Source organism: Formosa undariae, from assembly GCF_042427615.1.
Lineage (GTDB): Bacteria > Bacteroidota > Bacteroidia > Flavobacteriales > Flavobacteriaceae > Formosa > Formosa undariae.
The window spans coordinates 1-12,257 of the sequence record NZ_JBHMEZ010000030.1 but is presented as its reverse complement, the minus strand read 5'-3'; the positions used below and the strand labels follow the sequence as shown (position 1 = coordinate 12,257).

Sequence of the window (12,257 nt, the reverse complement as noted above, 5' to 3'; positions counted from 1 at the left end):
ATGACACATATTGCTATAAACATTACAAAAGCACCAACTACTAAAGATTACATAAACTTCATTACAACATCAGACTCCTCGGTTTTATCCGGTTTTAAAGACAAAGAAGGTACATTCTTATCGGATGACACTTTGGATACATTTATAAATGATGAATTACTACACGACGACTACACCTTAACACAACACTCTAAAAGAAAACTACTAACGCTTTCTAGTGGTGAACGAAAAAAAGCATTATTCGATCATCTTTTAAAAGGTAATCCTCAATTTTTAGTCCTTGTAAATCCGTTTGATTCTTTAGATGTAAGCAATGTTTCAAAATTAAAAGAACGTATAATTTCAATTTCTGAAGACACTCCAATTGTACAATTCTTCAGTCGAAAAGATGAGATTCTACCTTGTATTCAATATATCCTAGAATATAAAAATAATGCATTCTCTATTTTACAGTTATCAGAATATTTAAATCAAGACCATGATAACGATGTAGAATTTAAAGATCCGCTTCCTAAACCGATTTCGAAGCAGGCAAAGCCAGCGCTAGAAACATTAATCGAATTAAAGAAAGTTAATGTATCGTATAACGACAAACCGATTTTAAAAGACATTAGTTGGACCATTAATCAAGGGGAATTCTGGGAATTAAAAGGCGCTAACGGTACAGGAAAATCGACTCTAGTAACGATGATGATTGGAGACAACCCTAAAGCATATGGACAAGAGGTTTATCTGTTTGGTTATAAACGTGGTTCTGGGGAAGCTGTTTGGGATATAAAACGCAATATTGGTTATTTTACGCCGAGTATGATGCATTTGTTTAAAGGACAACACACTGCTTTAAACATGATTATTTCGGGTATAAAAGACAGTATTGGCTTATATCAGGTTCCTACAGATTTAGAAGTTAATTTAGCGAAACAATGGTTGCAATTAATAGGTTTGGACACGATAAAAGACATCAATTATTTTTACCTCTCGGAAACCAATAAACGCTTAATTTTAATTTGTAGAGCGATGATTAAACACCCGCCTTTAATTCTTTTAGACGAACCTACAGTTGGTTTAGACGATAAGGGAGCCATGGTTTTTATACGTTTAGTTCAGAAAATTGCTAAAGAAAGTAATACCGCGGTACTATATGTATCGCATAAAGCAGAACCCGAATTAAAACCAACACACATTTTTGAATTAGAACATACCGATCAGGGTTCAATACGAAAGACAACATCAGCTAATTAGAATAGCATTGTAAATGACAAAAACTAAACCAAGTACAACAGAACAGATTCCTAAACGCATTTTACCGCTTATTATAATTTCTCAATTCTGTTGTACCTCACTTTGGTTTGCTGGAAATGGCGTTATGGACGACCTTATTCAAGTCTATCATTTAGATGCTTCTGTATTAAGTTTTCTTACATCTTCAGTGCAATTTGGATTTATAATAGGAACATTTGTATTTGCTATATTTACTATTGCAGACAGATACTCGCCTTCTAAAGTTTTTATGATAAGTGCTATTTTAGCAGCTGTTTTTAATCTCGGATTGGTACTAAAGGGGCAAACGCTTACAATTTTACTAATATTACGATTTTTAACAGGTTTCTTCCTTGCTGGAATTTACCCCGTAGGGATGAAAATCGCCACCGATTATTACAATCAAGGTTTAGGGAAAGCTCTCGGATTTTTAGTTGGCGCATTGGTTCTGGGCACAGCATTCCCGCATCTTTTAAGCACTGTTACGGAAGAACTGCCTTGGGAAACCGTAATTTACACAACGTCTTTACTTTCTGTTTTAGGAGGATTGCTAATTGTAATTTTCGTCCCTAATGGACCGTTTAGAAAATCGAGTTCTAAAATAGATTTCTCTATACTTTCTAAACTATTTAAAGACAAAGCATTTAAAGCCGCTTCATTTGGATATTTCGGACATATGTGGGAGCTTTATGCCTTTTGGGCGTTTACACCACTAATGATAAAAACCTACAATACACTCCACCCTGAAGCTCAATTAAACATTGCTTTAATATCATTTTTGGTAATTGGTAGCGGATGTTTAAGCTGTTGTCTAAGTGGTATTATCTCTAAATATAAAGGCACAAAAACATCGGCTTTTTACATTTTACTAGCATCTGGGATTTGCTGTCTATTGTCTCCGCTTAGCTTCTACATTAATTTTGAAGTTGCTTTTATCGTATTTTTAATATTTTGGGGCATGGTTGTCGTGGCAGATTCTCCGCTATTCTCAACCTTGATTGCTAACAATACAGCTCCGGAAACTAAAGGGAGTGCACTTACCATTGTTAACTGTATTGGCTTTTCCATCACTATTGTAAGCATTCAGACTCTAGGTTATTTACAAACCGTAATTAATCCTTCTTTTATATATTTAGCTTTAGCTCTTGGTCCTATTTTAGGGTTAATTGCTTTAAAGAATGAGCGGACTAAAGTTTAGCTACAACTGTTAGTCTTCTTTTTTGTAAACGTGCGGATTTTCTACAATTCCCTTTTTAAATATTTTTCTAAGATTCATCCGTAAGAATGAATCTAGCTTTAGAATCTGATTGGTAATTTTTTGTTCTGGTCTGCCTCTAAATGTAGTAACGTGAAATGTATCTGTTGTTTGTAACGGACTATTTGAAAAGTAATAATTAGACACACATTGTCTTGAAGCATTTGCTGTAACAGGACTTACTGAATGCCATGATTTTTTATGTGTAGCCATTACAACCAGTCTATTAAATTTAGAATGCACTATAGTTTGAGGCGATTCTAGTCCGTCTGGCCAAAGTTCTAAATGCCCGCCATTATTATCGTGCCAATCTGGAGATACATAATATAACAAATTTAATACGCGCCAACGACTTCTATCTTTATCATGAGAATTATCTAGATGCGGATTTAAAAACTGTCCGTTTTGCATGGCTGAAAGTCCTCCAGCATATAGGTTTTCATCCGGAAATAAATCGTCTACTCCACAAATTTCGCTCACCAATTTCACTATAGCATCATCCTGAAAAGCATAAATAGCTTCTTCCAAAATGGGATTGTATTTATCCATTTGAGCGGCTACATGTTTGTATTCACGTAAGCTTTTTTTAAGCACCATTTCTTCGGCAGTAGGAAACTGCTTATGAAGTTCTTCTGCCAGATTCTTAGGCAAGATATCATCGATATAAAAATATCCTATTTTATGTTTTGAGGCTTCAAACTGATGCTTTAAAGCTTCTTTTTCGGTTGTTAATCTCTCTATAATTAGTTTAGACAAACTGTTTCTATCCATAGCATATTCACTCATTTTGATCCCATTTAATCTACCTAAAAAGTGTAAAATTTCATATTCTTAAAGCGGATTTGCATTAAACGTATCGCCTTTAGATACATCTCCAGAAACAAAACCTTTTTTAAACCAACGCATACGCTGTTCTGAAGTTCCATGAGTAAACGAATCTGGCACCACGCGTCCTGTAGATTGCTTTTGTAAACGGTCGTCCCCAATAGCATTAGCCGCATTTAAAGCTTCTTCTAAATCCCCACTTTCCATCATTTGTGTCATTTGTTGAGAATGATGGGCCCAAACTCCTGCAAAATAATCGGCCTGAAGTTCTAAACGCACTGAGTATTTATTGTATTCTGTCTCACTGAGCTGACTTCTTAATTGTTGCATTTTATCTGTAATCCCCATGATTTTCTGAACATGGTGTCCTACTTCGTGAGCAATAACATACGCCTGAGCAAAATCGCCAGGAGCATTCATTTGGCGTTCCATTTCATCAAAAAAGCTAAGGTCTAAATATAATTTTTCATCACCAGGACAATAAAAAGGACCGGTAGCACTAGAAGCAGCACCACAAGCAGAAGCTACAGACCCAGTAAAAAGCACTAAAGTAGGTTCGCGATAATTGGTTAAAAGCTGGTTCCAAACATCTTCGGTACTCGCTAAAATAGTTGTACTAAATTGTGCTAACTCTTCATCTTTTTCAGTGGGTTGGTAGTTAGAAGACTCTGTTTGTATAGGTCCTCCGCCTAAAAACTTACTAATTAAATTTAACGGGTTATAACCTGTAACCACAGATAATAATACCACGATTCCAACTACAATTAATCCTTTTTTAGAGAATAACATTCTAACTAAAGGAATCAATAACATTGGGCTTATTCCTCCAAAACCACCTCCCGAACTAGGTCCACTTTGACCTCTTCTATCTTCTACGTTCGAACTTTGTCTTCTGCCCTGCCATTTCATATTATGATTGTAATTAAGTTAGTTAGTTGATTTAAAATTAATCAAATTTACTCTTCTAAATTTAGTTCTACACTATAAAATTTTAAATGATTAGCGACTTATATCTCCAAAACTCTAATTAGATTCAACAAAAAACCCCAACTGAAATAGCAGTTGAGGTTAAAGTATTTAAGCTTTAAAACTTCTATATTTTATTTAGTTACGGGACCTAGAGGCATTATCACCTTCCCATAAACTTCATTTAATAAAGTACCAACACCGGCATAAATAGCAGAAGCACCACAAAATATGCCTTCGTAACCAGTAATCGTTCCTATAAGTTCACTTCCTGTATATCGGCCTAAAGCCAATAAGAAAAATAAAATGGTTAAACTTCCAAATACAACTTGAAGCGCTTTACTAATTCTAAGGGTTCCAATAAAAAATAGACCTGTAAAAATCCCCCACATAATAAAATACGCAATCATTCCTGCTGTCGAAGTACCTTCATAGATATCTAATTCCTCCATTAACAGTAATCCTACCAATGTTAGCCAGAAAAAACCGTATGATATAAATGCAGTCATCCCAAAGGCATTATTTTTTTTAGATTCCAAAATTCCAGCAACAATTTGTGCCGATCCACCGTAGAAAATCCCCATGGCCAAAATCATCGAATTTAGCTCGTAAAAACCTGCATTATGTAGGTTTAATAAAACGGTTGTCATTCCAAAAGCTAAAAGTCCTAAAGGACCAGGATTGGCTGAAGTGTCTTTAATAATTGTTACTGTAGAGTTTTCCATTGGTTTAGTTAGTTATTAATATTTATATTCTGATTTATATTTTATTTTTTTGATCTTTCGCATTTATAATGACATTGACAAAAACAACGCTAACACGCGCATTTTAGAGATAATCACAATAATAACGGTCAAAAATTACGAAATTTATACATATATATTATATTTAATTTAGAGTTTTTAATAAAACGAAAAAGTATATTTCAAAAAACAGAACACAACAATGCAAAACATAAGTATTTTAGGATGTGGTTGGCTAGGTTTTCCGCTAGCAGAAGCTTTATTAGCAAAAGGACACGCAGTAAAAGGGTCGACTACCACAGAAGATAAATTAATAGAATTAGAATCGGCTAACATTTCCCCCTATTTAATACATACCAATGACGACATCATATCGTCCGAATTTCTAAATTCAGATATTTTAATTGTTCTAATTACATCAAAAGATATTGAGAGTTTCAAACGACTAATAGGACAGATAGAAACCTCGTCTATCCAATCTGTAATTTACATAAGCTCGACTTCGGTCTACCCGAGTTCCAACAGCGTTGTTACAGAAGAAAGCCCTACAAATGATAGTCCGTTAGCTCAAATTGAAAACCTTTTCAGACGTAATACATCTTTCCAATCGACCATTATCAGATTCGGCGGATTGTTTGGTTACCACAGAAAACCGGGCAACTTTATTCGTTCGCACAATACCATTCCCAACCCTGAAGGCTTTATAAATCTTATTCATCAGGACGATTGTATTGGTATATTAATGGCTATTATTGAACAAAATATCTGGAATGAGACATTTAATGCGTGTGCAGACTCGCATCCTAAACGTGCCGACTTCTACATTAAAGAAATGGCTAAAGTAGACCGTTTACGTCCCATTTTAGATCCTGAATCTGAAAACACATATAAAATAATAAGTCCAAAAAAATTCATATCGGTATTACATTATACCTTTAAATATTCTAATTTAATGGATTATTAATCCTTAAAACATCACTCATCAACTAGTCTATGCATAGTCACACATTTAAATCCGTATTTCTAATCGCTGTTGTATTTCTAACACAGTTTTCATTCGCACAAGCTTATAAAGATCAATTTGCACACACCTTTTCTATCGTTGCTAAAGACATTAACACAGGAGAAATGGCCGTTGGCGTGCAAAGCCATTGGTTTAACGTAGGAAGTATCGTCGCTTGGGGAAAATCTGGTGTTGGAGTTGTAGCCACCCAATCGTTTGTAAATCCGGCTTACGGTCCTAACGGATTGAAATTAATGCAAAGCGGCACCTCTGCGAAAGACGCTTTACAAACCTTAGTAAAACAAGATGAGGGTCGAGATTTTCGTCAGGTCGCTATGCTAGATGTCAATGGTAATGTAGATGCTTTTACAGGAGCCAATTGTGTAACATCTGCATATCACATTATAGGAGATAATTTTTCTGTACAAGCAAATATGATGCTTAACGACGCCGTTGTGCCTGCCATGGAACGTGCTTTTAAAACGCATAGTAATTTACCTTTGGCCGAACGTATTGTTAAAGTGTTACAAGCCGCTCAAGCCGCAGGCGGAGACATTCGCGGGAGACAATCGGCGGCATTAATTGTCGTTGGACCTAAACTGGCAGCACATGCTTGGCAAGACAAATTGGTTAATTTAAATGTTGAAGATAGCGCAGAACCTTTAGTAGAATTAGAACGCTTATTAAAGGTGCATAATGCGTATAATTTTATGAATGAAGGCGATTTAGCTGTAGAGCATGGCGATATGGAAAAAGCTATGAACGCTTACGGCACAGCACAACGTATGTTTCCAGAAAATTTAGAAATGAAATATTGGACGGCCATTGCCATGGCCAATTCAGGACAATTGGATGATGCTTTACCTGTTTTTAAATCTATTTTCGAAAAAGATAATAACTGGAGAACAATGACAGAACGTTTACCCAAGTCTGGACTATTAACGGTTTCTAAAAGCGAATTAGATCGTATTTTAAAACTCTAATCTCTAAAGTTACAAACTAAAAAAGGCTTTGTTATTACTTATATAACAAAGCCTTTTTTATTGTTTTAAAGGTCTTAATACTAAAACCGCTATTCTTTAAAATTAGAGACTCCCATTTCTAACCATTTTTGATATTCTGTAGCGTCTGGAAGATACGCCACAGGTTCGACTAAGTTCTCTTCGTCGTGATCTATAATCACATAAAACGGTTGCGAATTAGATTTGTATTTTATGGTTTGTAATTCACTCCATTTTTGTCCGATATACTTTAATTTCTTTCCTGGTTTTAATTGAGATTCTACAACATCACCTGCTTCAAGCGGACGTTTATCATCTACATACAATGAAATTAATACCACTTCATTTTTAAGGATATTTAAAACCCCTGGCTCTGGCCAAACGTTTTGCTCCATCCTTCTACAATTCACACAAGCCCAACCCGTAAAATCTAACATAATAGGTTTTCCAATTTTCTTGGCATAGGCCACACCTTTGTCGTAATCGTTAAAGGCCATAATATCGTGAGGCGCTAACAAATGTGCTCCATCTGGCAATTCGGCATGCGTTGCTGCACTAGCTCCCCCTCCAAGTTTAGAAAATCCGACTCCGTAAGGCGATTCGCTATATTCTTGTGGTGGCGGGAATGCACTAATAAGATTTAAAGGTGCTCCCCAAAGCCCAGGAATCATATAAATTGTGAACGACAATACGATAAGTCCTAAACTTAATCGACCTACCGAAATATGCGGTAAAGGCGAATCGTGCGGTAATTGTATTTTCCCAAACAGGTAAAATGCAAGCGTTCCGAAAATAGCAATCCAAATTGCAATAAAGACTTCACGTTCTAAGAAGTGTGTTTGTAAAACCAAATCGGCTTGAGATAAAAATTTAAACGCTAAAGCCAATTCTAAGAATCCTAAAACCACTTTAACGGTATTTAACCAACCTCCAGATTTGGGTAAAGAATTTAACCAGCCTGGGAATGCGGCAAACAATGCAAATGGCAATGCAATGGCTAACGAGAATCCGAACATCCCAACAATAGGTGCTAATCCACCCTTAGAAGCCGACTCTACCAAAAGAGTTCCTACGATTGGTCCTGTACAAGAAAATGACACTATTGCCAAGGCTAAGGCCATAAAGAAAATCCCTACTAAACCACCACGATCGGCTTGAGAATCTACTTTGTTTGCCCAAGAATTTGGTAATACAATTTCGAAAGCTCCTAAGAATGACGTGGCAAAAACCACCAATAATATGAAGAAAATGATATTAAACCACACATTAGTTGCTAAGGCATTTAAGGCACTCGCACCAAATATTCCGGTGACTGCAGTTCCTAATAACACATAGATTACAATAATACTAACGCCATAAATAATAGCATTCTTAATACCTGCTGCCTTCGTTTTACTTTGTTTAGTAAAGAAGCTCACCGTCATCGGAATCATAGGAAACACACATGGTGTTAATAAGGCTGCGAAACCTGAAAGAAAGGCGATAAAAAAGATAGACCATAGTCCTTTGTTAGTTGCTGCTTTCTCGGTGTCTTCAATGTTATTTTCTAATATTTTTTCTTGAGCATTATCTATTACGGCAGTTTTAGCGACTGCAGATGAAGATTCTTCGAGAATAAATTCCAATTCTACTTCTGCAGGAGGTAAACATCTGGTATCGTCGCACACCATAAATTCAACAAAACCATGTACTGTCTGAATGGGTTGCGATACTTTTATATTCTGAACAAATTTTGATTGACCTTCAAGTAATTTAATTTTCATTTCGTAGATAGGATCATCTATAACATGTCCTTCACCTTCGCTTGTATTCCCTTCTAAACTAAAAGTTTCCTCAGAATTATCGTATATAAACGTTGTTGGAATTGGTCCGCCTTCGGGTACAAATTGCGAATACAAATGCCAACCGATATCCACATTGGCAGTTGTAATTAACTTATATTCAGTATCTGAAACTTTCTCTACAGACGTCGACCATTTTACAGGATCTAGAATTTGAGAAAAAGAAGTTAGGCTGAGCGTAAATAAGAGAACAAATAAGAGATGCTTCATAGTAACTGAAAAGTAAAAGAGGATTAAATAAATAGTCTTAAATAAAAAAATTTGTTTTTCAATAAGCTGCAAATATACGCCTACTACTACCAAAACTCCCATTCCTTTATAAACTAATTAACGTTTAATGTATTAACGATACGATCTTAAGCCGAATCCCATGAATCGCTAATAAGAAATTAATTAACACCTAGAATTCGCAATAAAAAAAACAGCCTTTTTAAGAGCTGTTTCATGGTATAATGTACTTAAATAATTTAAGCTTTTATTTCATTCCTTTTTTCTTAACACCAAAACGGTATTGCAATCCTGTTAAGAGAAAACGTTGAGCATCAGAAAGGCTATATTCTCCTCTTAGCATCCAATTTTTATTAATCTGCATATTGAATCCCATCTGAAAAGTAACTGTTTGAACCAATTCTTTTCTAATTTCATAATCCACTCTAGTAGAAAACAGACCACTTTCATTTACTCTTTCCTCAATTGTAGTTAAGGCTTGATTTTGAGCTTGTAGTTTAATTTTTTCAGCAGGAGTTGTACCTGGAGCGTTTATAATATCTTCGTTACTCGCAATTTTTGCATCTACAGTTTCATTAAACGTTGCATCTAATTCAGGAAAAACTTCATCTAACCCGATTCCTCCTGAGTTTCCTTTAGATCCAACAAAATTTCTGTACATCACTCCAGCGTAAGGTGCTATAAAAAGATCTTTTTTCTTTTGAGATAGTCCAAAACGATACCCGCCTCTAGCCGATAACGTAGCATAACCTACTTGATTTTCTAATAATTCTGTATCTGTACGTGAATAATTAAAATCTGTACTTAAGAAATAGTTATTCCATCCAAAAACCAAAGTGGCACCAATCCCATATGTTCGGGCATCAAACTCGACTTCCGATGAAAATTCTGGTAGCTGTAAAATAATTTCACCCGTAGCATCCTTCCATGTTGGCTGAAGCGCCACTTGTGTCCCTCCTGTTACCGCAGACATCAATCCGTATACACTTAGAAAAGGTAACACCCAAGCATCTGCTCTAAAATTTAAACCGTTTGTAGTCGCACTTACTTGTGTGAAATTTAAAGTTTCAACATTTAATACATCAGAGAAATCTCTACCTCCTACTTCCAAGCCAAACTCTGTAATATCCAAATCCATGAATACATTAACATAATTCAAGTTTACACCAAATGGAAGTTGAAGTTGGTCTCCAAAACCTTTGTCTACTACTTTTTGTCCCCAGACTGGTAATACGTAAGGGTATACACTGGAATCTTGCACATCAGACTTTAATTCTTGAGCAGATGTTTGAAAAGGCAAAGTAAATAATGCTGCTAATAACAGGATTGAGAGTTGTTTCATGCGGGTTTAAAATTGATTAATTGGTTTATTTTTTTTGCTTATACATCAGTTTATTTAATAACCGTTATCCCTATTTATACGTTATAAGCAAACGGTGCTTGATTAAATAGTATAAGGCTATGGCAAATCTAAACTGATTATAACATCTACTTTAGCCTCTATAACTACTGCCATTTTAGCTTTTTAAGATTTCTTTCACATTTCAAAAATAATTTAAAAGATTTTAAAAAAAAACTATTACAGGTGAAAAATTACAAAACACAAACACGCCAAATATCTAAACCTTAGTATTCTAAATGGCACAAAACAGGTATTAGTCATGCAAAATGAACACGCGTTCAATTAGATCTACTTAAAAAAAGTAAATTATGAGATCTTATTTTTTAAAGTCTAATACGGTTAAGATTATTTAAACCCATTCACTCATTTACAAACAGTGAACAATTACAGTTGTCTCCAGAGCAAAAGTATTAGTCTACACCCATTCTAATTGCTAATCCCCCTCAAATCTAAAAAACAACTAAAAATTTTAACCGCGTAATTAGTTCAACAGTTTGCTTCCCGTTTTTCTAGTCGTACGCACGTAAATGAGAAAGAAGCCTAGAGCCTATTCACTATACTTTACATCTCTAAACATTTATTTAATATATTTGGTATAAATATAATAGGAGTAAATGCACTGTGCGTTTACTTGTATGTTAGCACCAATTAAAGAAAAATGAAGAGTATTTTAGAAGAATATGATAAATCAAAGATTAAATTAGTTAATCTTTCAACAACATTAAAAGCTCTTGTAACATCCTTACTAGAACAAAAAGGAATAAAGACACATCAAATTGAAACAAGAGTTAAAGATAAAGAAAGTCTAAAAAAGAAAATCTTAAGAAAAAATAATAAATATGAAAATCTTGCTAACATTACTGACATAGTTGGTATCCGAATAATAACATATTTTGAAGACGAAATAGACCAAATAGCAAGTATCATAAAAAAAGAATTTGAGATTGACAAAAAGAACTCCATTGATAAACGAAAAAGCGAAACTGATAAATTTGGTTATCGAAGTCTACACTATGTAGCAAATTTAAAAGAAGAGAGAACTAAATTGTCAGAATACTCAGACTATAAACAAATAAAATTTGAATTCCAAATAAGAAGTATTCTACAACATTCTTGGGCTGAAATAGAACACGATTTGGGATATAAAGGAGAATTTGAGATTCCTTCATCTGCCAAAAGGACATTTTATAGAGTTGCGGCTTTATTAGAACAAGCTGACATTGAATTTGTCAAGTTGAAATCAACAATTTTAGAATACGAAGCTAAAGTAGGCAAAGGTGTAAAAGAAAAACCTGGACAGATTGGAATAGATAAAGCTTCTCTAATTTCGTTCATAACAACAAATGACAATGTCATCAGAATAGAAGATAAAATTGCTGATTGTGGAGTAGAAGTTTTCATCTCATATGGCGAAGCACCTGATTTAATTAGCGACAAACTTATAGGTCAAATTAAGGCACTTGGAATAGAAAATATTAAACAACTTGAAGAACTCTATTTAGCAAATGAAAAAGAGTTCATTTCAAATGAACAAAACGATTTTATTAACACGGATGCAAGTGGTTTTGAAAGAGGTGCATCTATTATTTGGTTAATTAATTTTTTACTAGAAACAAAATAACTGGTGCTAACAAAGTACTGTGGTAAAAAACAAGTAAAAACTCATTAATTTCCTACTAAAACACTTCTATAATTATTATCATAGGTTAATCCTGATTTGGCTATGGCAAAAG

The 12,257-nt window shown here is 34.6% G+C and carries 10 protein-coding genes; 5 read left to right on the top strand and 5 right to left on the bottom strand.

Annotated elements, in window-relative coordinates; genetic code table 11:
• Entirely contained in the window at positions 1-1,242 is a 1,242-nt protein-coding gene (locus ACFFVB_RS16385) for an ATP-binding cassette domain-containing protein (RefSeq protein ID WP_382384308.1), read from the top strand.
• Between the two features lie 13 nt (positions 1,243-1,255).
• Positions 1,256-2,458: an MFS transporter gene (locus ACFFVB_RS16380; RefSeq protein WP_382384307.1), complete on the top strand. Its 1,203-nt coding sequence runs from the start codon at positions 1,256-1,258 to the stop codon at positions 2,456-2,458.
• 9 nt (positions 2,459-2,467) lie between these two features.
• On the opposite strand, the gene ACFFVB_RS16375 is transcribed toward ACFFVB_RS16380, so the two are convergent.
• The 3 genes from ACFFVB_RS16375 to ACFFVB_RS16365 all read right to left on the bottom strand — a co-directional run bounded on the left by ACFFVB_RS16375 (position 2,468) and on the right by ACFFVB_RS16365 (position 5,031).
• Positions 2,468-3,301, bottom strand: coding sequence for a 2OG-Fe(II) oxygenase (locus tag ACFFVB_RS16375; RefSeq protein ID WP_382384306.1), 834 nt, complete (start codon positions 3,299-3,301; stop codon positions 2,468-2,470).
• A 45-nt stretch (positions 3,302-3,346) separates the two neighbouring features.
• Entirely contained in the window at positions 3,347-4,249 is a 903-nt protein-coding gene (gene ypfJ / locus ACFFVB_RS16370; RefSeq protein ID WP_382384305.1) for a KPN_02809 family neutral zinc metallopeptidase, read from the bottom strand.
• A gap of 191 nt (positions 4,250-4,440) precedes the next feature.
• Positions 4,441-5,031 carry an acetate uptake transporter gene (locus tag ACFFVB_RS16365; protein ID WP_382384304.1) on the bottom strand — a complete coding sequence of 197 codons (591 nt, stop codon included), beginning with the start codon at positions 5,029-5,031 and terminating at the stop codon, positions 4,441-4,443.
• Positions 5,032-5,251: 220 nt separating this feature from the next.
• On the opposite strand from ACFFVB_RS16365, the gene ACFFVB_RS16360 reads away from it, so the two are divergent.
• Both ACFFVB_RS16360 and ACFFVB_RS16355 read left to right on the top strand, forming a co-directional pair.
• On the top strand, positions 5,252-6,013 hold the full coding sequence (locus tag ACFFVB_RS16360; protein WP_382384303.1) for an NAD(P)-binding domain-containing protein: 762 nt from the start codon (positions 5,252-5,254) through the stop codon (positions 6,011-6,013).
• Between the two features lie 29 nt (positions 6,014-6,042).
• Positions 6,043-7,035 (top strand): DUF1028 domain-containing protein, encoded by a 993-nt coding sequence (locus ACFFVB_RS16355; RefSeq protein WP_382384302.1) that lies wholly within the window; start codon positions 6,043-6,045, stop codon positions 7,033-7,035.
• A gap of 89 nt (positions 7,036-7,124) precedes the next feature.
• Here the strand turns inward: ACFFVB_RS16355 and ACFFVB_RS16350 are convergent, their stop codons facing one another.
• Both ACFFVB_RS16350 and ACFFVB_RS16345 read right to left on the bottom strand, forming a co-directional pair.
• Positions 7,125-9,104: a protein-disulfide reductase DsbD family protein gene (locus ACFFVB_RS16350; RefSeq protein WP_382384301.1), complete on the bottom strand. Its 1,980-nt coding sequence runs from the start codon at positions 9,102-9,104 to the stop codon at positions 7,125-7,127.
• 265 nt (positions 9,105-9,369) lie between these two features.
• The gene (locus ACFFVB_RS16345) at positions 9,370-10,464 is read right to left on the bottom strand and encodes an autotransporter outer membrane beta-barrel domain-containing protein (RefSeq protein WP_382384300.1); all 1,095 of its coding nucleotides are present in this window, start codon (positions 10,462-10,464) and stop codon (positions 9,370-9,372) included.
• Positions 10,465-11,182: 718 nt separating this feature from the next.
• Here ACFFVB_RS16345 and ACFFVB_RS16340 point away from each other — a divergent pair.
• On the top strand, positions 11,183-12,145 hold the full coding sequence (locus ACFFVB_RS16340) for a GTP pyrophosphokinase (protein WP_382384299.1): 963 nt from the start codon (positions 11,183-11,185) through the stop codon (positions 12,143-12,145).
• The last annotated feature ends 112 nt before the right edge of the window (positions 12,146-12,257 follow it).